Origin of the sequence: Rickettsia endosymbiont of Proechinophthirus fluctus, from assembly GCF_001602635.1 — a bacterium.
Lineage (GTDB): Bacteria > Pseudomonadota > Alphaproteobacteria > Rickettsiales > Rickettsiaceae > Rickettsia > Rickettsia rickettsii.
Map to the genome: position 1 here is coordinate 52101 of NZ_LECS01000003.1, position 24305 is coordinate 76405.

Sequence of the window (24305 nt, forward strand, 5' to 3'; positions counted from 1 at the left end):
CGAGATTGCTTCGTCAAGTACTGCGTAATTTCCTCGCAATAACGATTTTATTACTATAAATACTTCCCTTCTAAATATCTTATATACACCTCAGGGCTGATTTTGTCCTCACCGCTAGCACTTTTTAATAAATCGGCTGAATTTTTTAACGAACCGAGATTTCTAAAATTCTTATTTAGATAATTATTTAAATTACTAAAATCACCCTTTAATATATCATCTTTTATATTTGAATGCATCTCTTTTACTTTTTTCATCACCATTGATGCGATAATTGCACCGTTTGTATAGGCGGGAAAGTAACCGAAATTTCCGTGTGACCAATGAATATCTTGAAGACAGCCGTTACTAAAACTTACCGGTTTAACGCCTAAATATTCCTGCATCTTACTATCCCAACAGCTTGGCAACTCATCGAGATTCAAGTCGCCATTGATAAGCATTTCCTCTATCTCAAAACGTAATATTACGTGCATCGGATAAGTTAATTCATCTGCATCTACTCTTATAAAATCAGGCGTCACTCTTGTAATTTTTCTATATAAACTTGCTGCTGAATATTCTTCGCTTTTAAAAGCAAATTCGTCTCTAAGTAATTTAGCTAAAAATTCGGTAAATTCCCTTGATCTACCTACTTGCATTTCCATAAATAAAGATTGGCTTTCATGGAAGGCCATACCTTTAGCAAGCCCAACCGGCTGCCCTTTATACATTTCTGGTAGATTCTGCTCATATAAAGCATGTCCTGTTTCGTGAATAATTCCCATTAAACCGCTTATGAAATTATCTTTATCATACCTAGTAGTTAAACGTATATCGTTTGGCGTTCCACCGCAAAAAGGATGAGTCGATTCGTCTAATCGTCCTTTTGTTAGATCAAACTGCATAATTTCCATAATGCGTTTTCCGATACGCTTTTGCATTTCAGGAGCTAGTTTGCTGTGTTTTACTAGTTCTTTCTCGGTTTTCTGTTTTTCTAAAACTTTATTTATGAGTTGCGGGAGTTCTTTTTTAAGTACTGAAAAAACTTGTTTGATCTCACTACTTTTTCTGCCTGGATCAAACATATCTATTAATGAGTTGTATAATCCACAATTAAAAGCATCTGCTCGTACTTTAGCAACTTCTTTCGTATAATCTAAGACTTTTTGTAAGTGTGATTTGAATAAATTATAGTCGTTATGTTTTCTTGCTTCTCGCCAAACAAGTGCGGCTTTAGTAGTAGCTGCTACTAATTTCTTTTGTAGCTGTTCGTCAATACAATTTGCATCTGTTACTTTTCTCTCAATCTCTCTAATATTACCATTCTGCCATTCATCAAGGTTCTTTGATTCTTCTTTTGCCTTGCTAAGTAGCTCCTTTAGAATAGGAGATTTGAGCATAGAATGAACTAGCGACGTTAAAGTTACTATTTCGTTTGTCCTACTCTCACCTGAACCCGTAGGCATATTTACGGCAACATCCCAGTATAATATGCTCAAGATATTATTAAAATGTGAGATGGTTGCAAATTCATTTTCTAATTTTGTGTAGTTGTTGTTCATATGTTCCCTATTATGTCATTCCCGCGAAAGCGGGAATCCAGTAAAACCTATAAAAAACAAGTTTTTTATAGGTTTATTTATTAATTAATATGTAATTTCTTGTAGCAATATTAAGGTTATTTTCTGGATTCTCGCTTTCGCAGGAATGACATAAAAACCGTACCGCTTATTACAAATGCAACAACTCCTTTGCTGCTTTTAAACTTGCTTTAGTGATTGTTTTACCTGAAATCATGCGGGCGAGTTCCTCCTGTCTTTCAGCTAAACTTAAAGCTTTTACCGTTACTTTCGTTTCTTGCTCTAGCTGTGTTTTCTCGATTTTTATATGCAAATCCGCTTTACCTGCTACTTGCGGCTGGTGCGTAATAACTATTACTTGAGTAACACTACTCAGTTTTTTTAATCGCTCACCTACTTTATCTGCGACCTCTCCGCCAATCCCGACATCTATTTCATCAAATATAATAGATGGTTTTACCATTTTATCAAACAAAGAAGTTTTTAAAGCTAACATGAATCTTGATAATTCACCGCCGGAAGCGATTTTATTAATTGCTGCAGCTGCTGTTCCCGGGTTAGTAGACGCTTTAAACACAATATCGTCATTACCGTCGGCTGTTGGTTCTTTAGCATTTATCTCAATCTCAAAAATTGCTTTCGCCATTTTAAGCTGCTTTAGCTCCTGATGCAACGATTCTTCTAGATGTTTTGCAACAATAAGACGCTTTGCAGATAAATTACTCGCTAGTTCATAATATTTTTTCTGCAGTAGTACTTCTTGAGCTTTCAACTCATTACTATTTGCTATTTTGTGTTTTAATATACTGAGCTGCTCTAAAGATTTATCTAAAAATACACCTAACGCATCAGCAGGAACATTATATTTACGGCTAATAGCTTTTATTAAAAATAATCTTTCTTCTGTTTCTTCAAGATTATATTCCTCATAATTGAAACTATCTAACAGATTTGATAATTCTTGGCGTGCTTCTTCTAGATTATTATAGGCTTCCTCTAAACTTGTAACGATAGCTTCAAAACGCTCATTGTTGCCTTGCCTTGCTAATAATTTCTCTGCTCTATTAATCGATGTATTTATTTCAGGGTTATTAATCTGTTCTAGAATATCTTTTATTAGCTGTAAATCCTTATCTTTATTTTGCAAATCTTTTCGTAGATTTGCTAATTTTTCTTCTTCACCTGTTTGAATGTTCAGTTTAGTTAATTCTTCCGTTGCAAAGCTCAAATAATCAATTTCTTGTTCTATAGAATTTTGTTTAAGTGTTATTTCGGCCATTTCTTTCCGAGTATTTTGCCAAGCCTGATAGCATTTGGAAAGCTCCGCTCGAAAGTCTAAAAGATTTCCATAACTATCTAAAATATCACGCTGCGTATTTGCTTCTAGAAGAGAAATATTATTATTTTGTCCATGAAGCTCGAATAAATAAGTAGCTAATTGCTGCATAAGAGCTTTAGTAACCACTTGATTATTAATGAAAAAATTTTTTCGTCCTTCGGCTTTTTGCAGACACTTTACAAACAATAACTCTTCAGGTTCAATAAAATTTTGAATCAGAAAATTTTTTATTTCTTCATTTAAAGAGAATATTATATTAACAACAGCGTACTCTTTTCCATGCTTTATTATATTATTTGAAGTTTTATAACCTAAGCAAAATAAAATAGCATCAAGTAAAATAGATTTACCGGCTCCCGTTTCACCGGTAATAACACATAAACCTTTATTAAACTCAATTTCCAGCTCGTCTATCAGAATGAAGTTTTTAACTGAGAGACTATAGAACATATGCTGCTTAATTTTGGTGGTTCTGAACTAGCCTGTACGCATAACTATACCATTGACTATCAGGATAGTTGTAACCTAGCACTGAGGCATATTTTTTTGCTTCATCCGGAAGTCCAAGTATCATATAACTCTCGGCTAAACGGTAAAGAGCTTCTACCGAGTGAGAAGTAGTTTGATAATTATCAATTACCTCTTCAAATCTATTTATAGCTGCCATCGGATTCTTTTTCTTTAAGTAAAACCGACCTACCATCATCTCTTTACCTGCTAAATGATCGTTTACTAGGTCAATTTTTAAAGATGAATCAATAGCATATTTAGTATTTGGGAATTTTGCTATTACGTCTTCAAAACTATCTTTAGCTAGGAAAGTTCTAGATTGATCATGATTTACGTCTGAAATTAACATATAATATGATAATGCTTTAAGGTAATATGCATAAGCAATGTCAACATTTGCAGGGTGCAACTTAATGAACATATCAAGCACATCAACCGCTTCTTCATATTGAGCGGCAAGAAATAAAGAATAAGCCTGCATCAATTCGGCTTGCGGCGTCATTTCATTACCTGGATGCTGGTACAATACTCTTCCGAATTCTTCTGCAGCGTTCTTATATTTTTTCTTTTCCAATAAGGTAATACCTTCATTATAAAGGGTAGCGATAGGTACTACTATGTCATCACTGGTTTTTTTGTTTTTGCACCCGCCTAAAACTAACCCTATAACTAAAAGGGTACTCAATAATTTTGTTAATTTCATAAGAACTTAAATTCAGTTAATAACTAAATATACATATAGGCTTACAGAATTTCAAGGATTCAATTTAAAATCTCACAAACTTATAAATTAGACCTATTCAGAAACTCGTTTATAGGGAGGAATTTGAGGGAAACACAGAATGCATAATCGCAGCGTACACTTGTACGTAAGGATTCAAGTACCGGATCGACGTACAAATTACCCCTAGAAGAATAGGTCTATATTCTTGGACTTATTTCTCTACCCAATGTCCTTTATCATTTTTATGGTATTTTTTTTCTACGGCCGACCATGCTACTTTATGTGCAACTGTCTCTCTAGAGTCATTTCCACGTCTTTTATCGGCATCCTTATATGGTTCAAATGCCATGATTAAAAGCTTCGCGATAAATATCCTTAGCATGGCTCGAAAGATGATTTTTAACTGAATCAGGTAAATCGTTATTATTCTTATAATGCATAAAAACCTCCGGTAATATTATGCAAATAATATTTTATAATATTGGAGGTTTCATTTCTATAGGAAAGGTAAATAAAATTTACGACCACAGACTTTTCATTTTATTAAAAAAGCTGCCGTCATTTTCTTTTTCATTTATGGATTCTTTTTTGAATTCTTCTAGTAATTCACGTTGTCTTTTAGATAAATTTTTAGGTACTTCAACATGAATATGCGTAAGCATATCACCCCTAATAGTTGATCTCATTTTAGACATACCTTTGCTGCGTAGCCTTAATTGCTCACCGTTTTGTGTGCCTGCAGGAATTGTTAAGCTTACTTTTCCTCCTTCAATTACCGGTACTTCTATCTCTCCTCCAAGAGCAGCATTCACAAAACTAATAGGTAGTTTACAATGTAGATTTGCTCCGTCTACTTTATAAATATCATGTGGTTTTATTGTTATATCAACGTATAAATCACCGCTATTACCGCCTCTAATACCTGCTTCCCCTTCTCCGGTATGTCTTATTCTAGTACCGTTTTCAACACCGGCAGGAATGTTTACCGATAAATTTCGTTGTTTATGGTAACGCCCCATGCCATGACATTTCTTGCAAGGATTTTTTATAATGTGTCCGTTACCTTGGCATTTATGACAAGCTTGTTCAATCGTAAAGAATCCTTGCTGCATTCTAGTCGCTCCAACACCGCTGCAAGCATCGCAAATAGTTACGGTTTCACCTTTTTCAGAACCGCTACCGTGACAAGTATCGCATTTTACTGCGCTAGAAAAGCTAATATTTTTTTCTATACCGTGAAATGCTTCCTCTAGGTTAATTGTCAGATTATATTTTAAATCTGAGCCTCTAACTTTAGCTGAAGTTGGGCGTGATGATCTTCTGCTGCCTCCCATAAAGTCGCTAAAGAAGTCACCGAATATGTCGTTAATATCAGGATGAAAACCGCCATGATTTCCTCCTCCCCCTCGTGATTGTTGATTTTGAAAAGCATCGTGTCCCAAACGGTCATAAGCAGCTCTTTTTTGCTCATCTTTTAGAACATCATAAGCAGCATTGATTGCTTTAAATTTCTTTTCAGCATCTTTAGCATCAGTAGTATCAGGATGATATTGCTTGGCTAGCTTGAGGTAGGCTTTTTTAAGGTCAGCTTGGCTAGCTGTTTTACTAACCCCTAGTATTTGGTAATAATTTTGTGACATAATTTAATTTATAAAATGAGATTGTAACGTCATTACGAGGAAAATTACATAGTAATTTGACAAAGCAATCTCAGGATATTTAACGAGATTGCCACGTCGCTCCGTTCCTTGCAATGATGAAATTACTTCTACTTCTTCTCTACATCTTGAAAGTCGGCATCTACTATTTTTTCATCATTAGTGGCACTTTCTGCAGCAGGTTGGCTCTCGCTTTGTGCTTTATACATCGCTTCACCGATTTTCATGCTAGCTGTAGTTAAACTTGTGGTCTTTTCTTTAATCAAAGCAGTATCTTCCGACTCAAGCACGGCTTTTAAAGCGGCTAGTGCTTCTTCAACAGCTCCTTTATCGTCTGATGATAATTTATCACCATATTCTGTAAGAGTTTTTTCAGTAGAATAAACTAAACTATCGGCAGCATTTTTTGCTTCAATAAGTTCCTTACGCTTTTTGTCTTCATCAGCATTTTGTTCGGCATCTTTAACCATTTGTTCAATTTCCGCATCGCTAAGACCACCGGAAACTTGAATAGTTACTTTCTGCTCTTTACCGCTTGCTTTATCTTTAGCTGAAACATGCACTATTCCGTTAGCATCAATGTCAAACGTTACTTCTATTTGTGGCAAACCTCTTGGTGCAGGAGGTATACCTTCGAGATTAAACTGACCAAGTAATTTATTATCTTTGGCCATTTCACGTTCACCTTGGAATACTCTAATAGTTACGGCATGCTGGTTATCATCAGCAGTTGAGAATACCTGACTTTTCTTAGTAGGTATAGTAGTATTATGATCAATTAATCTTGTAAATACACCGCCAAGAGTTTCAATGCCAAGGGATAGAGGTGTAACGTCTAATAATAATATATCCGTTACTTCTTTATTAAGTACTCCGCCTTGAATAGCAGCACCAAGAGCTACAACCTCATCGGGATTTACGCCTTTATGCGGCTCACGTCCGAAGAATTTTTTTACGGCTTCTTGTACTTTCGGCATTCTAGTCATACCGCCTACTAATACTACTTCTTGAATATCAGAAGCTTTAAAACCTGCATCCTGTAATGCTTTACGGCAAGGCTCAATTGTTTTTTCAATTAAATCATCTACTAATTTTTCTAGTTCAGCTCTAGTAAATTTAATATTTAAGTGTTTTGGACCGCTACTATCAGCCGTAATATAAGGTAAATTAATATCGGTAGTTACTGCAGAAGATAGCTCTTTCTTAGCTTTTTCCGCGGCTTCTTTCAAACGTTGAAGTGCTAAAGGATCTTTACTTAAATCTATACCGTTTTCTTTTTTGAATACATCTATTAAATGGTTTAATATTCTTGTATCGAAATCTTCACCGCCAAGGAATGTATCGCCGTTTGTTGATTTCACTTCAAAAACACCATCAGCGATCTCAAGAATTGAAACATCGAATGTTCCGCCGCCAAGATCGTATACTGCAATAGTTTTACTTGCCGATTTCTCGAAACCGTAAGCAAGAGCTGCAGCAGTCGGCTCATTGATTATTCTAAGGACCTCAAGACCTGCTATTTTACCAGCGTCTTTCGTTGCTTGACGCTGTGCATCATTAAAATAAGCAGGTACGGTAATTACTGCTTGTGTTACTTTGTCCCCTAAATAATTCTCAGCAGTTTCTTTCATTTTTTGTAAAATGAATGCACTAATTTGACTTGGTGAATATTTATTATTATCCGCTTCGACCCATGCATCCCCGTTATCGGCTTTCACTATATTATATGGTACAATACCTTGGTCTTTCCTAACCATAGGATCGATAAAATTTCTACCGATTAATCGCTTTACCGCATATATAGTATTGCGAGGGTTAGTTACTGCTTGCCTCTTAGCAGATTGCCCGACTAATTTTTCGCCGTTTGCAAAAGCTATTATTGACGGCGTAGTTCTTTCACCTTCTGCATTTTCTATTACCTTTGGTTCTTTACCTTCCATGACTGCAACACAAGAATTGGTAGTCCCAAGGTCGATACCTATTACTTTTCCCATAAGATTCCTCGTTTTCTTTTTTTTATTTTATTATGACTTTTGATTTGATATAGTGTGGCTTAAATGATTTTACAAGAGGTAACAATGAAAAAACTACCGATTTTACTAAAACTTTTATTTATTATTAATTTAGTTTTTCTAAATAATATAGTTTTAGCATCTAGCGAAACAAGCACTATTATATTTGAAAAAGCAAAGAAAGCAATCGTAACGATCGATACTAGAATTGCCGTATCGGCATATGACGATACAAGTAGTTGGACTGGCACAGGATTTATCAACGATAAGAACAACGGTTATATAATTACTAATACTCATGTTGTCGGCGGTGCGTCTATCGGAACTTATTTTGTTACTTTTTATAACGGTGAACAGGCAGAAGCAAAACTTATCTATTACGATATTTGGCAAGATTATGCCGTTTTAAAAGTAGAGAGTAAAGATATACCAGCATCAGCAACGCAAATATCTTTTGCAAGCGAATTTCCAAAATTAAATCAAAAGGTTTTTGTAGTCGGTAACACAGAAGCAAAAGGTTTTTCTTTCCATACCGGTTATTTGTCTGATCTTTATAATATTGAAGGTTTAATGCCGCAATGTACTTATGTTATTAATTTAAATACTACAGGAGGTGCTAGCGGTTCACCGGTATTAAACGATAAGATTGAGGCTATAGGAGTATTATATGGTGGTGGTAAAACTCATTCTCTAGCGCTACACGGTGATTATGTAGCTCGCACTTTAGAAAGTTTAAAGAATAATAAACAACCAGGCAGAAAACATATAGGAATAATAAGCGAGTTATATTCTTTAAATAAAGCAGTTAGACATCACAATTTCCCTAAAGAAGAAATGGATAAATATATAAAGAAATTTCCTGATAGTAGAAATAGAGTGATAAGCATTAAGGCAGTTCTAGCCGGATCACCTGCCGCAAAATCTTTAAAAGCCGGTGATATTATTTGGGCAGTTAATGATAAGGAACTCGGCGGCAATCTAGCATTATTTGATAGAGAAATGGATAATTTCAAAGGAATAGCTATTAAACTTACTATATTTCGTGACGGAAAAAAGCTAGAACAAGCAGTAGATTTATATGATGTGAACAATAATAAAATCGCTAAAATGATAAATTTCGGCGGTGCAGTATTTTTTGAAGCCGATGATTATTTTAGTAATAAATCAGGTATTCCTCTTAAAGCTCTAAGTATAGCTTCCGTTCAATCCGGTAGTAGCTTTAGCTCTATACCAACGTTTTTTACTAAAGATTATAAAAATGTTTATAGATTGCAAATTTTTGAGATGAAAGATTTAGCTTTAAGTAATCTTGATGATTTGGTGAAATTCTTGCCTGCTATTACTAAAGAGAAGTTTATAACGGTTAGATTTAGAAATTATCAACCTTATTATGCTAATTTCGGTTATAATGAACTTATCTCGTCGCATGATGATATGATTGCTGATGTAGCTCTAGATTCTATAGATACTAAGCCTTATATATTAAAGTATAATACTACTTCTCATGATTGGGATATGGACAATATAAAACTTCAGTAACTAATGACATTGTGATAAATTAATAATTCTTAATCAATGAAGTAATATATAATGCAACTTGGTTTGTTGCGTTATTATTCTTAAACTTATAATCTTATATTTTAGGAGAATTGCAAATTAGCTCAGAGTAGTTCGTCAACTAGGTCATTTTTGAGTGGATTGATAAATATTCTTTATTTTATTCCTGCAAAAGCGAGACAGTATTGTTGCGTGGATACATACTGAAACCATCATTGCGAGCAACCGTAGGCTGCGTGACAATCTCATGAAATAATAACAAACTCTCCTGAGATTTTGCTTCGTCAATTGCTATGCAATTTCCTCGCAATGACAGAAAAAACGCCCCTTACTCACCACCTAAGAAACATAGCTAATTAACAATTTCTCCTAAAATAATTAATAAATTTAGGAGAATTAATGACTAAAGAACAAATACCTACAGTAGATAAAACAAAAAACATCTTTTTTTAAGTTTTTTACAAAAAATAGTAATCACTCTAATAATCAGGATTCACTAACATCACCACGTTCAGATGATGATATAGAGAGGGATGTTTCTAAAAAAGAAGCTTCTTAAGAAAATTCAAAGCATTAATAGACAAGAATGATGAAGCTGCACTACATTTCTATTTGATAAAAATAATAAGTATATCTTACATGATGCGGTTGAGGATACAGAACAAACATTAGTTGAAAAAATATTAGAATTAGCTAAATACGTAACAGAGATAACCTATAACGATTCAACAGTGTTACATTCAGCAGTTACAGGAATTGCTAACAAAGAGATTATCAAAACTTTATTAGCAAAAAATCCTTATTTAGTAATAATCAAAGATGCTTCAGGTCTTACTCCATCATATTATAATACTAGTAAAGAAATATTAGAAATATTGCAAAATTGTGAACGAGATATTTAGACCGGCTTAATATAGAACCATAGCATGATTGGGCAGAAGATAAAATATTTAGAGATGATATGTCTATAATCGGAAACAATAAGCATACAATAATGGAGCTTGTATAAAAATTTTGTAAATTATCGGACAAGCATCTTCCTTGTAAATTTAACATAGAGTATGAGATTTGCAAGGAAGATATAGAGAGTTCTTTAATAAAAAACGGTAAGTATGTAAAACTTACCGCTTAAATTTAAAGCTTCAAAGATTATAATTCGGTGATAGGGATATAATCGATATTTCTATCTTCTCCTATCAATGGGTAATACTCTGTTTGAGGGTTATAAGCATCATAACTAATTGATGTTTGTAATGATAGTTTTTGTGCTAATATTATCAATTTTTCTTCATATAAACTCAAAAGATTTTTTTTAAATCCTCTTTTAATCTTTACAGTTTTAGCTTCATCTGTATTTACTTTGAGCGAATATTTTCTGTTAAGCTATATTTTGTTAAAGTTACTTTTTCTAGAAAATATGCTCTTATTTTTATCCATGCTGTGTGTATGTGTATTGGAATACTTAGAACAAGTTTATTTAATAAAATCTAATACCTTGAAAATTTTAAAATGGCAGCATACAAGCCTCACTTATTAATGTCAACATCAATTAACATATTATTATAAATATTAATAAATGCTCATTATTATAATTTTCTTTCACAAAATCGAAATAAACTGTTATTAATATAAAAAACCAATCTTAATCTAATATATGCGTTCTTTATTTGTAATAATTATATTCTTTCTAACGAGCAGTTGTAATTTAAAACCGGTATATAGTGAAAAATACAGTAGAAATAATGCTTTAGAAGCTATTGAAGTTGAACCAATTCGAACAATTGAAGGGGCTGAGTTTTATCATCGTTTAACTAGTATTTTACCTCAGAAAGCACAAGCAAAATACCTGCTTAAAGTAAAGCTTATCGCAACAACTATGCCTGCTACTATTGAAAAAAACTCCAATGTTTTAAGGGAAAATATTAATCAATTAGTTAGATATAAATTAATTGATATAGAAAGCCAAAAGGTTTTAATTGAAGAGAAGTTTTACCAAAACACGTCATATAATGCTATTTTTACACCATATGCGACAAATGTTGAAAGAGATAAAACAGGAATAGACTTGGCATATCAAGCAGCAGAAGCAATTCGTAGCAGATTAATTTTATATTTTACACGGAAATAGTTAAGCTATGAAATTTTATTTTTCACAAATAGGTAGATTATTTGAACTAATAACATCCGGAAAGATTAGAGCTCTTTTACTATATGGTTCTGATAAAGGTTATATAGAAAAAATTTGTAAGCATTTAGTAAAAAGCTTAAATATGCTACAAACTTCTATAGAATACGCAGATCTTAATATTTCATCTTTAGAAATATTACTTAATTCGTCTAATTTTTTTGGTCAAAAAGAATTAATTAAAATTAGATCGGTTGGGAATTCAATAGATCAGAATTTAAAAACAATTCTAAACAGTGATTATATAAATTTTCCTGTATTTATAGGTGAAGAAATGACTTCTAGTGGGAGCATTAGAAGGTTTTTTGAAACGGAAGAATATTTAGCAGCAGTTGCTTGTTATCATGATGATGAAGCAAAAATTGAACGAATTATTTTAGGTAAAGTAGAAAAAACTAATAAAGTTATAAGTAAAGAAGCTATCACTTATTTAAAAGCTCATTTAAAAGGTGATCATGATTTAATTTGTAGCGAAATAAATAAATTAATATATTTTGTTCACGACGCACGCGAAATTACTTTAAACGACGTTCTAGAAGTTATAAGTAGCGAAATTACGGCAAACGGCAGTGATTTAGCAATGTATTTTTCAAAAAAAGATTATAGTAATTTTCTGCAAGAGCTTGATATATTAAAAAAACAAAATATCAATGAAGTTTTAATTATTAGAGCATTAATAAGGCATTATTTAAATTTATATATAGTTTTGTCGAAAGTAAAAAACGGTGAGCGTTTGGAACTCGCAATAAAATCATTATCACCACCGATTTTCTATCAGTATATTAATGATTTTACGAAGATAGCAAACGGTCTTAGCCTCACTGAATGTCTAAAGACTTTAAAAGTGCTACAACAGGCAGAAGTGGATTATAAGTTAAATCCTGCTAGTTTCGATTTATTCCAAAGCATACTCCAAAGTAAATGAAGAGTAGACGCAGTTTAATTTGGAAAAGAGCAAGGAAGACTATACGGCGAGGAGCGGGGCGTATACTTAATACCATAGTCCTAATGTCATTTTTAGCTAAAACGCGGAAAACCAGTAACTATTAATCTCATCCTGCGACTTGATCGCAGGATCTAGTCTTTTTTAAATTTTTTTCTCGATACTGTGGTCAAGCCACGGTATGACAGCGAAAAGTACTGGATTTCCGCTTTTAGCTAGAAATGACATACTATAGGCCAAGTTGCGGTATGACATAATAACATACAACAACTATAAATTCTTATTCTTTTTCTGCATTTTTTCTAGCAGATGGTGAGAGCATAATGCTTAGCTCTTTTAGAGCTTTATCCTCTACATAGCTTGGGGCGTTCATTAGTAAATCTTCAGCCTGCTGGTTTAAAGGAAACGCAATTATTTCCCTTATATTTGTTGCTTCCGCAAGCAGCATAACGATTCGGTCAATACCAGGGGCTATTCCACCATGTGGTGGAGCTCCAAACTTAAATGCTCTAATCATCCCTCCAAATCTCTTATCCACTTCCTCTTCACTATAACCTGCTATGGCAAATGCTTTATACATAATTTCCGGCTTATGGTTTCTAATAGCACCGCTGGACAATTCAATACCGTTACAAACAATATCATATTGGTATGCGGTAAGTTCTAATAACTCTTCAGTGGTTTTAGCTTGCTCTAAAGCATCTATTCCGCCCTGCGGCATAGAAAACGGATTATGGCTAAAATCAATTTTTCCTGTTGCTTCATTTAACTCATAGAATGGAAAATCGGTAATCCAGCAGAATTTAAAACAATCTTTTTCAAGTAAATCAAGCTCTTCACCAAGTCTTATTCTAACCTTACCGGCAAGTTTAGCAGCTTGCTCTTTTTTATCACTAGCGAAAAATACAGCATCACCATTACTAACACTAGCAGTAGCTTTTAGACTCTCTAATTGCTGCGGGCTTAAGAATTTTACTACCGGTCCCTTTGCTTCACCGGTTTCACTAAACTGAATATAGCCAAGTCCACCTGCTCCTTCTGATATCGCAAACTCTATCATTTTATCGAAGAAACTACGAGGCAGTGCAGCTGCCTTAGGTGCAGGAATTGCACGAACTATGCTACCTTTTTTAATATTCTCTCTAAAGATTGTAAAATCGGAATCTCTAAATATCTCAGTGACATCGGCAATTATAATAGGGTTACGCAAATCAGGCTTATCAGAGCCGTATTTTAGCATAGATTCACTATATGGAATACAAACGAAAGGAGTCTCTGATACTTTCTTATCCGTGAATTTAGTGAATAAATCATACATCACAGGCTCAATAGTACTAAATACGTCTTCCTGTGTAACAAACGACATTTCTACATCTAGCTGATAAAACTCACCGGGTGATCTATCGGCTCTTGCATCTTCATCCCGAAAACAAGGAGCAATTTGGAAATAACGATCAAAGCCTGATACCATCAATAACTGCTTGAATTGCTGAGGTGCTTGCGGTAATGCATAGAACTTACCCGGGTGCATTCTACTAGGTACTAAAAAATCCCTAGCCCCCTCAGGTGAGCTTGCTGTTAAAATCGGAGTTTGAAATTCGGTAAAACCGCTTGCCGTCATCAAATGACGAAGATGAGCAATAATTTGTGAGCGGAGTATTATATTATTATGTAATTTCTCACGTCTAAGATCTAAAAAGCGATGTTTAAGCCTAGACTCTTCGGGAGCGTCTTTTTCAGTATTAATAACAAAAGGTAGAGTGTCCGCAGCTGACTCAACACTAAATTCCACAGCTAGCACTTCAACATGACCTGTCGGAAGCGTATTATTAATCGTGTCCTCTGATCTTGCTACAACTGTACCCCTTACCGTAATTACCGACTCATAACGCAAACGACTTGCATCCTCCATAAGCTGAGGGTTTTGATCGGTAAACACGATTTGAGTTATACCGTAATGATCACGTAAATCTATAAAAACTAGATTCCCGTGATCTCTTCTTCTATGTACCCAACCGGATAGCTTAACTTCTGTTTCTACATCGGATATTTGTAATTCGTTACAATTATGAGTTCTGTATTTATGCATTTTTATTTTTTTATTATACGATTTCCCCATTATATACATAAAATCACAAATTTTCACAAATAAAAACTAAAAATTTATCTTGCCAAAGTTTTATCTTGATATTGCAGCAGCTTTTGGCTTTGATGGGTGTTGCTGATAATTTTGTTGTTGAGGTTTCACTTGATTTAACTCACCTTTAATCCATTCATATATTGCTTTCTTAGGATTTTTAATTATCTCTGCAACATTTTCGACTAGATTTATTATTCCTTTAACTAACGATAATACATCTTTTGCTATTTCACCTATAGAATTATTACCTGCTTGTAGTTTTTCTTGGTCTTGCTTAGACAAATTACTACGTATCCTATTCATTCTTGATTTAAGCTCATCTTGTTCTAGCTCTTCTTTTGTAAAATGTGACTTAAGTTTTCTATCAACAATTTTTTGTTCTTCCGGGGTTAAATTTTTATATTGATCAACAAGCTTATTAACTTTTTCTTGTTCTTCCGGTAGTTTTGAAATATTTTCAGCAATATTTAGCATTTGTTTCTCTTCTCTTATAAAATTAAAACATATTAATTTATATTATATATATATTTTTATACAAGCAAAACTTTAATAGAAATTAACCTTTGAACGCAGCCTTAATACCTAGAAAGTCTAAAAAATTTCGTAATTCTTGACGTGCAAGCACGTGTGAGCTATTAAATGCTCTATCATATTTTGCAGTTTTTAGATCAAGTAATGTTAGACCTTGTAAAAATAACTCCCTATATATTACACGTTCACTAAATCCTTCTGCGAGTTTAAAGTTAATTCTTTTAGCAAGTTTAGCTAATACATTTCCTACACGTCTTTTATTTAATGCATCAAGATTACTTAAACGATTACGAAGTATTACCCAATCTATACTAATTCTATCACGACTAGCACGTTCCATTTTCTGCTCCCAAATCATTTGACTATATATTGATGGGCTAATAATTTCATCCTTGCTATCGACTTTTGCTATTACGTCTAAATCTAGAAAGCTATCATTAATCGGTGTAATAATTGTATCGGCGTAAGAATGAACAACCCTTGATAAAGGAGTATGACTGCCTGGGGTATCAATCACTATATAATCGACATCCTGATTATTTTTGAGTATCGGCTCAAAACTCTTTGCTTGCTCTTCTACTTTGCTTTCCGATATATGAAAATGTTTCGGTACTAATACAGGTTTATCAGGATTGTGTTTATTATATAAATCTCGATTTTTTAAATAATTCGTTAACGAACTTTGACGTGAATCGGTATCTATACTTACTACCGAATAATTTTGATAAAGCAGAGCGATTATTAGATGCATAGCACAGGTAGTTTTACCTGCTCCGCCTTTCTCATTACCTATAACAAATATATAAGGTTTATTTATTGTGTTCATAATTATATTCAGAATAAACGAATAGTAAATAGACGAAGTTTTAATGTCATTCTTAGCTCAGTATTACACATGTGGATAGTTTTTCCGTCATTGCAAGAAAAGGACGTAAGTAATTGACGAAACAATCTCAGGATATTTGACGAGATTGCCACGCAGCCTAGGGCTGCTCGCAATGATGACTCGGTATCCATGCAGGCAATGCAACGCAAGAATAGCATTTAAGTATATTCTTTGATAAATTTCTCTAGTAATCTCACGCCGTATCCTACTGCCCCCTTAGGACCAAGCGCTGAAGCTTTATTACTATTTGCAACGCCTGCTATATCTAAATGAGCCCAATCTACTCCATCTTTAATGAAACGTTTAATGAAATGTGCAGCTATGCAGCTTCCGGCAGCTCTCGGTACGTTCGCGATATTTGCCATATCGGCTATGTCGGAGTGAATCATTGCATCGTACTCATCATGCAGCGGCATTCTCCAAAGTTTTTCATTAACTTCTTCCCCTACTTTTATTAACTTATCAGCTAACTCATCATTATTGGAAAAACAACCAGCATATGTATTACCAAGTGCTATGGTTATTGCTCCTGTTAAAGTTGCAACATCAATCACACATTTAGGCTTAAATTTTTCTTGTGCATACCAAACAGCATCAGCAAGTACTAAACGCCCTTCTGCATCGGTATTTAAAACTTCGGCAGTTTGCCCTGACATGGTAGTTACTACATCCCCTGGACGCTGTGCATTACCGGACGGCATATTTTCGACAAGCCCTACAACACCGACTATATTTACAGGTAATTTTTGACCAGCAACCGCAATTATGGTACCCACAACTGCTGCAGAACCTCCCATATCGTATCGCATTAAGTGCATATCACTTGACGGTTTTAATGAAATACCGCCTGTATCAAAAATCACTCCTTTACCGACCAAAGCAATAGTCGGAATATCCTTACTGCCACCTTTATATTCCATCACCACTAACTTTGACTCGTTTTGTGAACCTTGCCCCACACCAAGTAATGCTCCCATACCAAGGTTTTTCATCTCACGTTCACCGATAACATCAACATCTACTCCTAGCGGTTCAAGTCTATCAACTATTCTTTCGGCATAAACTTGAGGAGTTTTAATATTTGACGGTTCATTACTTATATCTCTTGTAAAAAATACTGCTTCAGCAATTAATTTTTTGATTTCAAATAATTTCGCCGTTTCAGTGCTATTATCAGTAAAAATTTCAATTGACTCTACTGCGAACTTCTCTGCTTCTTTTAAGGTAGTTCTATATTTATCAAATCTGTAAGAAGCAAGAAACGCACCGCTAGCAACTAAAGATGCAAATGTTTGAGATGTAAACCTGCTAATTCTATTTGTAAGTTTTAAGCCAATAGTAGAAATTTTACAACCGGTTGCATGCTGTAAGATTTTGCCGCCTAACTCTTCAATTTTTGCTTCAGTTAATTTTTCTTCATTCCCAAGACCTGCTATTATCAAATATCTAACCTCACCTGATTTAATGACGGACGGAATAACCTTGATCTGTCCATATTTACCGGTAAATTGCAGTTTATTCTGAATAGTTTTAGAAATTAATCCATGATGTTGTTGATCAAGTCCTATTAAATTACTATCAAGCTTTAACTGTTCATCAATAAAAACTACTAGACCTTGATTAGTAGATGATTCTTCATTCACAAAATTTACGTTAAGCATATTTACTCCTTAATATATTTACCCCTTAATATTATTTTTGACTTTGGGTCATTCTATTTATCTTGATAAAACTTTGCAAGTATTATAATTGATTTAAAACACAATCTCATTAAATAGCATTTGACACATGTTAACGTTTTTTATATCTTACTGTGACGAATGAGTTAAATTTAAGTAATAATATGCCAGTATATGACATCACTTCTCATTTAATTAAGCAGAAGTATACAATGATTAAAGCATCATGTGAGTTAAACCAAAATATGGGTAAGATTTATAGTCTCACTCCTCATCCAATACGATATAATTGCCTTAACTATTTAAAGTTATTATCTCTACCTATATCGCTAGCATTTTATATAACAAAGCTTTGTTTTACGGCTAATCCGTCATGGACATGGATTGGGGTTAATATTTTGCATGAGAAGATGGGTCAAGCAACAGCCAAAAAAATATTACACGGCTTACCTGACGAAGTAGAACCAAATCAAAATATACCTAAAATTGTCGAGTATGTATTTAGACAATATGAAGAAAATCCTACATTAACCCCTATTATTGAACCTACATTTATACAAAAATTGTTAGCAAAGGCCAATAAATATATTCCTGCTTTATCTAGAATAGTAAAGTTTTGGAATGAAGGAGGAATTAACTACTCTGATGAAATACAAACAAAACTAGCATTAATTGACGTTATTTATAAACACATTATTGCTAAAGCTTATGAAGTAGGTAAAAAAGGAGGAAAACTTGAAATAACGGATGTGACAGCACTTTTCCCAGAGATAAACTTTGCAGAAAAAGTCAATGCTGCATCAGCAAATCTTGAAACAGAGAAGGTAGCAGTAAGCAATGAAGAGTCTTTAATTTCTGAATTGCCTGTTAGACATCTTTCTCAACCAGCTTATAGAGAGGACTTTAAAAGAGATACGGAACGCAGCACCGCAGCGTATATAGACATACGTGAGGATGCGAGTACCGGATCAACGTCTAAATTACCTCTAGAAGTGAAGTTTGGAAAGATGTCTATTGATCAAGCTACGACTACTACTAATGCAAATAATAGTATTAACCCATTAGTAAACTTACTCATGTTAAAAGCTTTACATGATGCAATTCATCAAGAAGTACTGAAAACTTATGTTGAACATTGTTTAGCAGAAATGCAGATATCTAAAAATCAAGAAACACTTAAAAACTTCCAATATGATGATTCGTTAGCAAGATCACAATTATACGGTAATTATGATAACAATAATACGTATACCTTTGAACAACCAGTATCTTATTTAGGTCAAACCTACGAGCATTTAACAGCACCGATTGCTTGTTATTAAAGCGTCATTTCTGCAAGTGGGCAATAAGAAAAAGCCTTTTATAGGCTTTTTTTGTCAATAATGCGTAGTAAGGTTATTTTTCTAGATTCCTGCTTCTAGCAAGGACATTACAAAGTAATTGACGAAGCCAGCTCAGGGGAGTTTGTTATTATTTCATGAGATTGCCATGCCAACATAAATGTTGGCTCGCAATGACGGTTTTTTTTAAACTATCAGGTACATACGAAGATCAACTTGGAAAAGAGCAAAGGGTCTGTAAATCGAGGAGCGGAGCGTATATTAAACGTTCAGCATCCTACGACTTACAAAGACGACACAGCCAATTTTTTAAGTTCTATCTTAGTATATTTATACATTCTCTTCATCAAGCTTTACGGCTGCTTTACGCATTTTATCCATAAAGTAACCGGTTCCAGCAGGTACTAATCGTCCAACTATCACGTTTTCTTTTAGTCCTCGCAACTTATCTACTTTACCAGCAATAGCTGCTTCAGTTAAAACTCTAGTAGTCTCTTGGAATGATGCCGCGGAGATAAACGATCTAGTTTGCAGAGAAGCTTTAGTAATACCTTGTAATATTAATTGTGCTTCAGCAGGTTTTAAACCATTTTTCATAGCTTTGTCATTTATCTCATCAAATTCATGTCTATCTATTTTTTCACCTGCTAATAACGTAGTTCCGCCTGAATCCGTAACCTCTACTTTTTGTAACATCTGACGAATAATAACTTCTATGTGCTTATCATCAATCTTTACACCTTGTAGACGATAAACGGCTTGAACCTCATTAACAATATAATTTGCAAGAACCTCTACGCCCATTACTTTTAAAATATCTTGAAGTACTGGATTACCGTCAATCAATAAATCACCTTTTTTAACAAAGTCACCTTCGTTAACTACAACATGTTTGCCTTTTGGTACCATATATTCAATAGACATTGTTTCATCAATCGGATGTATAATAATACGTCTTTTAGATTTATAGTCTTTACCGAATTCTACTCTACCGTCAATTTCGGCAATAACTGCATGATCTTTAGGGCGTCTTGCTTCTACAAGCTCGGCCACTCTTGGTAAACCACCGGTAATATCTTTAGTAGTGGTTGATTCTTTCGGTATACGTGCAATGATATCACCTACCGATATTTGTACTCCGTCTTCTACGCTTAAAACTGCTCCAACCGGCAAGTAATATCTAGCTTCTAAACCGTTTGATAAGGTGATCACTTCACCTTTAGCATCTAAAAGCTGTATACGCGGACGTAATTCTGCACCACGTGAATATTGCTTTGATTCAATAATAACTTTACTCGGTATTCCGGTAGCTTCATCAGTTACATCACGAATAGAAATACCCTCAACCATATCTTTGAATAAAACTTTACCTGACTTCTCCGTGATAATCGGTATAGTATAAGGATCCCATTCTGCTAGTTTTTGAGTTTTAATCACCATATCACCATCATCAACAAGTAATCTAGCACCGTATGGAATTTTATGACGAGCCTTTTCATTACCGTGATTATCAAGCAATAATAATTCACAATTTCGGCTCATAACAATTTTGCGTTCTTCAGAATTAATCACAACGTTACGACTTATAATTTTCACTTTTGCGTCATAGGAAGCGTCTACGGAAGAAACCTCAGCACCTTTTGTTGCCGCTCCTCCGATATGGAAAGTTCTCATTGTAAGCTGCGTACCCGGTTCACCGATAGATTGAGCAGCAATAACCCCAATTGCTTCACCCTCTGATACTAATGTACCAGTAGCAAGATCCCTACCGTAACATATGCTACATATACCGGTAGTACTTTCACAGGTTAATACGGATTTTATCATAATTCTGTCGAGTCCTGCCGACTCAATCTGCTCTAACTTTGCTTCATTAATAAGCTCGCCTTTATTGAGAATAAGATCATTAGTTACCGGATGAAATATATCAATAGCAGCAGTACGACCTAAAATCTTTTCAGCTAAAGGTACTATAACTTCTCCACCTTCAATAACACTCTTAACTTCAATTCCTTTATCAGTTCCACAATCTTTTTCAGTAATAATACAATCTTGTGCAACATCTACTAATTTTCTTGTTAAGTAACCTGAACTTGCTGTTTTTAAAGCTGTATCTATTTGCCCTTTACGCATTCCGTTAGCAGAATTAAAACATTCAAATTCAGTTAATCCTTCCTTAAAGTTAGAGATAATAGGAGTTTGTATAATTTGACCGTTTGATTTAGTCATTAAACCTCGCATACCGCCTAGCTGCTTAATTTGCTGGAAAGAACCTCTTGCTCCGGAAATAGCCATCATATATATAGCATTTATTTTCTGATGATTTGGAGCATCATTAACCGGCGGCGTAGCAATCTCTTTCATCATGTCGTTTGCTACTCTATCGGTACATCTTGACCAAGCATCGACTACTTTATTATATTTCTCTCCGTAAGTAATTAAACCGTTTGAATATTGTTGTTCAAATTCTTTTATTTCAAGCTGAGTTTCGTTGATATGAGTACTCTTAGATTCCGGTACTACCATATCGTCCATTCCAAAAGAAATACCTGAAGAACAAGCATATTTAAAACCTAGTTTCATTAGCTGATCGGCAAAAATTACCGTAGCTTTTTGACCGCAGTGACGATAAACTAAATCTATAACTAATGATATGTCTTTTTTAGTTAGTTGTTTATTAATAAACTTGAATTCTATATTAGGGTTAGAAGGCAATAACTCACCGACCATTAACCTACCGTAAGTAGTATCAATGATAACAGGGACCATTTTACCTTCGGCATTTAACTGATTTCTGCGATATTTTATCTTTGTATGAATAGTTATAAATTTATTATATAAAGCATGTTCCATCTCAGCTAAATCTGAGAACATCATCCCTGCGCCTACTTCATTATCAAATGCAAGGGTTAGATAATATAAACCAAGCACTATATCTTTATCCGGTACAATGATAGGACGACCGTTTGCGGGGCTTAAGATATTATTTGTAGACATCATAAATACCCTAGCTTCAAGCTGTGCTTCAATCGATAACGGGATATGTACTGCCATCTGATCACCATCAAAATCCGCATTGAACGCAGCACACACAAGCGGATGAAGCTGGATCGCTTTACCTTCAATTAATAGCGGTTCAAATGCTTGAATACCAAGCCTATGTAACGTCGGAGCCCTATTCAGTAAAACCGGATGCTCTCTAATCACCTCTTCAAGCACGTCCCACACTTCGGATTTTTCAGCTTCCACCATTCTTTTAGCAGCTTTAATAGTTGTAGCGATGCCGTACAACTCAAGCTTAGAATAAATAAACGGCTTAAATAACTCCAGAGCCATTTTTTTAGGTAAACCGCACTGGTGAAGTTTAAGCTCAGGTCCTACCACGATAACCGAACGTCCTGAGTAATCAACCCTCTTACCTAGCAAGTTCTGACGGAAACGCCCCTGCTTACCTTTAAGCATATCACTTAATGACTTAAATGGACGCTTATTAGCACTTTTCGCTGCTCTACCGCGACGACCATTATCAAATAACGCATCCACTGCTTCTTGTAACATTCTTTTTTCATTTCTGACTATTATATCAGGAGCTTTTGACTCTATTAATTTCTTTAAACGATTATTTCTATTAATTACTCTTCTATAAAGTTCATTTAAGTCTGAAGTAGCAAATCTTCCGCCGTCAAGCATAACAAGCGGTCTAATTTCAGGAGGAATAACCGGTAAAACATCCATAATCATCCATTCCGGCTTGTTTTCTGACTCTAAAAAATTCTCTACTAATTTTAAACGCTTTACTAATTTTTTCTTTTTGACTTCTGAAGAAGTGGTTTGTAATTCCTCGTATAACTCTTGCTTTAACTTTGAAAAATCAAGCTCTTTAAGCATTTGTTGTATTACTTCTGCACCTATAGAGGCAGTAAATGCATCTTCACCGTACTTATCTTTTGCTTTCTGTAATTCTTCCTCTGTTAAGAGTTCGCCTTTTTGTAAAATCGATAACCCTGGGTCAACTACTACATAATTTTCAAAATAAAGAATCTTTTCTACATCTCGCATTGTCATATCAAGAAGTGTACTAATTCTTGAAGGTAGCGACTTTAAAAACCAAATATGAGCAACAGGAGCTGCAAGTTCAATATGCCCCATTCTTTCACGTCTTACTCTAGAAACCGTAACTTCAACGCCACATTTCTCACACGTAATGCCACGGTTTTTCATCCGCTTATATTTACCGCAAAGACATTCATAATCTTTTACCGGACCAAAAATTCTTGCACAAAATAAACCATCTTTCTCAGGTTTAAAAGTTCGATAGTTAATTGTTTCAGGTTTTGTTACTTCACCGAAAGACCACGAACGTACCTGATCGGGACTTGCTATATTAATCCTTATCTGATCAAATTGTTGAGTATTACTTAATTGTCCGTAAAAATTTACTACGCTCATAAATACTTTTCCTTAAAAATTACTCGTATATACTCGGTGAATTTCAAAAATTGGCGTTGTCGTTCTACAAGTTCTGCGGTGCTCACGTATTAAGTATACGCTCCGCTCCTCGCCTTGTGAACTCCTAGCTCTTTTTGAAATTGACTTTCGTCTACCCAGAGTTCTTATTGCACCCTATATGTCATTCCCGCAAAAGCGGGAATCTAGTAAAACAGATAAAAAACAAGTTTGTTATCTGTTTAAATGACCTGTCTTTCTTAACTTGAAGTTACTTCAAGCTTTACGTTAAGACATAAAGATCTAAATTCTTTTATCATAACATTAAATGATTCAGGAATGCCTGATTCAAAATTATTTTCACCACGTACTATAGAATCATAAGTTTTGATCCTACCGTTTACGTCATCCGACTTAACCGTTAACATTTCCTGTAACGTATAAGCTGCACCGTAAGCTTGTAATGCCCAGCATTCCATTTCTCCGAAACGCTGTCCGCCGAAATGAGACTTACCTCCAAGCGGTTGCTGCGTTACTAAGCTATAAGGTCCTATAGAACGGGAGTGAATTTTATTATCGACTAAATGATGCAATTTCAGCAAATATTTCTGTCCTACGGTTACTAGACGGTCAAAATATTCACCGGTTCTACCGTCAATTAATTTCACTTGTCCTGAAGGGTCTTGACCGGCAAGCTTTAGCATATCTTTAACGTCCTGAACTTTTGCTCCGTCAAACACAGGAGTTGCAAAATGTACGCCTTTACTTACTTTCTTACAAAAAGCGATAATCT

Annotated in this window: 16 protein-coding genes and 4 pseudogenes; 6 read left to right on the forward strand and 14 right to left on the reverse strand. The window is 34.5% G+C overall.

The genetic code is table 11. The features are described 5' to 3' along the window. Window positions 1–53: 53 nt before the first annotated feature. From BG75_RS01595 to BG75_RS01605, 3 genes are all read right to left on the reverse strand, one after another. Window positions 54–1544: a carboxypeptidase M32 gene (locus tag BG75_RS01595; protein WP_062811195.1), complete on the reverse strand. Its 1491-nt coding sequence runs from the start codon at window positions 1542–1544 to the stop codon at window positions 54–56. Window positions 1545–1713: 169 nt separating this feature from the next. Next, window positions 1714–3351: a DNA repair protein RecN gene (recN, locus tag BG75_RS01600; protein ID WP_062811196.1), complete on the reverse strand. Its 1638-nt coding sequence runs from the start codon at window positions 3349–3351 to the stop codon at window positions 1714–1716. Between the two features lie 7 nt (window positions 3352–3358). After that, window positions 3359–4114 (reverse strand): outer membrane protein assembly factor BamD, encoded by a 756-nt coding sequence (locus BG75_RS01605; RefSeq protein ID WP_012736537.1) that lies wholly within the window; start codon window positions 4112–4114, stop codon window positions 3359–3361. A 101-nt stretch (window positions 4115–4215) separates the two neighbouring features. On the opposite strand from BG75_RS01605, the pseudogene BG75_RS10310 reads away from it, so the two are divergent. Beyond that, window positions 4216–4324: pseudogene (locus tag BG75_RS10310) on the forward strand (palindromic element RPE1 domain-containing protein); the annotation flags it as partial. A gap of 22 nt (window positions 4325–4346) precedes the next feature. On the opposite strand, the gene BG75_RS01610 reads toward BG75_RS10310, so the two are convergent. The 4 genes from BG75_RS01610 to dnaK all read right to left on the reverse strand — a co-directional run bounded on the left by BG75_RS01610 (window position 4347) and on the right by dnaK (window position 7787). Continuing rightward, the gene (locus BG75_RS01610; RefSeq protein ID WP_014362790.1) at window positions 4347–4484 is read right to left on the reverse strand and encodes a ChaB family protein; all 138 of its coding nucleotides are present in this window, start codon (window positions 4482–4484) and stop codon (window positions 4347–4349) included. Further along, window positions 4474–4575, reverse strand: a complete 102-nt coding sequence (locus tag BG75_RS10480) for a ChaB family protein (RefSeq protein WP_084777185.1) — start codon at window positions 4573–4575, stop codon at window positions 4474–4476. Before BG75_RS10480 ends, BG75_RS01610 begins: the two co-directional genes overlap by 11 nt. A gap of 78 nt (window positions 4576–4653) precedes the next feature. After that, the gene (gene dnaJ / locus BG75_RS01615) at window positions 4654–5775 is read right to left on the reverse strand and encodes a molecular chaperone DnaJ (protein ID WP_062811197.1); all 1122 of its coding nucleotides are present in this window, start codon (window positions 5773–5775) and stop codon (window positions 4654–4656) included. A gap of 128 nt (window positions 5776–5903) precedes the next feature. After that, window positions 5904–7787 carry a molecular chaperone DnaK gene (gene dnaK, locus BG75_RS01620; protein ID WP_062811198.1) on the reverse strand — a complete coding sequence of 628 codons (1884 nt, stop codon included), beginning with the start codon at window positions 7785–7787 and terminating at the stop codon, window positions 5904–5906. A 63-nt stretch (window positions 7788–7850) separates the two neighbouring features. Here dnaK and BG75_RS01625 point away from each other — a divergent pair, with 63 nt between their 5' ends. Further along, entirely contained in the window at window positions 7851–9344 is a 1494-nt protein-coding gene (locus tag BG75_RS01625) for a S1C family serine protease (RefSeq protein WP_062811199.1), read from the forward strand. Window positions 9345–10093: 749 nt separating this feature from the next. Further along, window positions 10094–10371, forward strand: a pseudogene (locus BG75_RS10485) (hypothetical protein). Window positions 10372–10511: 140 nt separating this feature from the next. Here BG75_RS10485 and BG75_RS06975 read toward each other — a convergent pair. Further along, window positions 10512–10849: pseudogene (locus BG75_RS06975) on the reverse strand (hypothetical protein). Window positions 10850–11016: 167 nt separating this feature from the next. Between BG75_RS06975 and BG75_RS01635 the strand changes: the two are divergent. After that, window positions 11017–11490 (forward strand): hypothetical protein, encoded by a 474-nt coding sequence (locus BG75_RS01635; RefSeq protein WP_062811200.1) that lies wholly within the window; start codon window positions 11017–11019, stop codon window positions 11488–11490. Between the two features lie 7 nt (window positions 11491–11497). Beyond that, window positions 11498–12472 carry a DNA polymerase III subunit delta gene (holA, locus tag BG75_RS01640; protein ID WP_062811201.1) on the forward strand — a complete coding sequence of 325 codons (975 nt, stop codon included), beginning with the start codon at window positions 11498–11500 and terminating at the stop codon, window positions 12470–12472. 298 nt (window positions 12473–12770) lie between these two features. On the opposite strand, the gene aspS is transcribed toward holA, so the two are convergent. The 4 genes from aspS to BG75_RS01660 all read right to left on the reverse strand — a co-directional run bounded on the left by aspS (window position 12771) and on the right by BG75_RS01660 (window position 17708). Further along, window positions 12771–14579 carry an aspartate--tRNA ligase gene (gene aspS, locus BG75_RS01645; protein WP_062811234.1) on the reverse strand — a complete coding sequence of 603 codons (1809 nt, stop codon included), beginning with the start codon at window positions 14577–14579 and terminating at the stop codon, window positions 12771–12773. A gap of 90 nt (window positions 14580–14669) precedes the next feature. After that, window positions 14670–15104 (reverse strand): DUF3106 domain-containing protein, encoded by a 435-nt coding sequence (locus BG75_RS01650; RefSeq protein WP_062811202.1) that lies wholly within the window; start codon window positions 15102–15104, stop codon window positions 14670–14672. Window positions 15105–15186: 82 nt separating this feature from the next. Then, on the reverse strand, window positions 15187–15987 hold the full coding sequence (locus tag BG75_RS01655; RefSeq protein ID WP_062811203.1) for a division plane positioning ATPase MipZ: 801 nt from the start codon (window positions 15985–15987) through the stop codon (window positions 15187–15189). A 218-nt stretch (window positions 15988–16205) separates the two neighbouring features. Next, complete coding sequence (locus BG75_RS01660) at window positions 16206–17708, reverse strand: leucyl aminopeptidase (protein ID WP_062811204.1); 1503 nt, start codon at window positions 17706–17708, stop codon at window positions 16206–16208. Between the two features lie 182 nt (window positions 17709–17890). Here BG75_RS01660 and BG75_RS01665 point away from each other — a divergent pair, with 182 nt between their 5' ends. Next, window positions 17891–19048 (forward strand): palindromic element RPE1 domain-containing protein, encoded by a 1158-nt coding sequence (locus BG75_RS01665; RefSeq protein WP_062811235.1) that lies wholly within the window; start codon window positions 17891–17893, stop codon window positions 19046–19048. Between the two features lie 348 nt (window positions 19049–19396). Here BG75_RS01665 and rpoC read toward each other — a convergent pair whose 3' ends face one another. Beyond that, a complete protein-coding gene (gene rpoC, locus BG75_RS01670; RefSeq protein ID WP_062811205.1) occupies window positions 19397–23515 on the reverse strand; it encodes a DNA-directed RNA polymerase subunit beta' in 4119 nt (1372 codons plus the stop codon). Window positions 23516–23772: 257 nt separating this feature from the next. Next, a pseudogene (locus BG75_RS09435) lies at window positions 23773–24305 on the reverse strand (DNA-directed RNA polymerase subunit beta); the annotation flags it as partial.

Coding starts and splice junctions, on each gene's coding strand:
- BG75_RS01595 (WP_062811195.1), bottom strand. CDS start 1,544: ATGAACAACAACTACACAAAATTAGAAAATGAATTTGCAACCATCTCA.
- recN (WP_062811196.1), bottom strand. CDS start 3,351: ATGTTCTATAGTCTCTCAGTTAAAAACTTCATTCTGATAGACGAGCTG.
- BG75_RS01605 (WP_012736537.1), bottom strand. CDS start 4,114: ATGAAATTAACAAAATTATTGAGTACCCTTTTAGTTATAGGGTTAGTT.
- BG75_RS01610 (WP_014362790.1), bottom strand. CDS start 4,484: ATGGCATTTGAACCATATAAGGATGCCGATAAAAGACGTGGAAATGAC.
- BG75_RS10480 (WP_084777185.1), bottom strand. CDS start 4,575: ATGCATTATAAGAATAATAACGATTTACCTGATTCAGTTAAAAATCAT.
- dnaJ (WP_062811197.1), bottom strand. CDS start 5,775: ATGTCACAAAATTATTACCAAATACTAGGGGTTAGTAAAACAGCTAGC.
- dnaK (WP_062811198.1), bottom strand. CDS start 7,787: ATGGGAAAAGTAATAGGTATCGACCTTGGGACTACCAATTCTTGTGTT.
- BG75_RS01625 (WP_062811199.1), top strand. CDS start 7,851: ATGATTTTACAAGAGGTAACAATGAAAAAACTACCGATTTTACTAAAA.
- BG75_RS01635 (WP_062811200.1), top strand. CDS start 11,017: ATGCGTTCTTTATTTGTAATAATTATATTCTTTCTAACGAGCAGTTGT.
- holA (WP_062811201.1), top strand. CDS start 11,498: ATGAAATTTTATTTTTCACAAATAGGTAGATTATTTGAACTAATAACA.
- aspS (WP_062811234.1), bottom strand. CDS start 14,579: ATGCATAAATACAGAACTCATAATTGTAACGAATTACAAATATCCGAT.
- BG75_RS01650 (WP_062811202.1), bottom strand. CDS start 15,104: ATGCTAAATATTGCTGAAAATATTTCAAAACTACCGGAAGAACAAGAA.
- BG75_RS01655 (WP_062811203.1), bottom strand. CDS start 15,987: ATGAACACAATAAATAAACCTTATATATTTGTTATAGGTAATGAGAAA.
- BG75_RS01660 (WP_062811204.1), bottom strand. CDS start 17,708: ATGCTTAACGTAAATTTTGTGAATGAAGAATCATCTACTAATCAAGGT.
- BG75_RS01665 (WP_062811235.1), top strand. CDS start 17,891: ATGCCAGTATATGACATCACTTCTCATTTAATTAAGCAGAAGTATACA.
- rpoC (WP_062811205.1), bottom strand. CDS start 23,515: ATGAGCGTAGTAAATTTTTACGGACAATTAAGTAATACTCAACAATTT.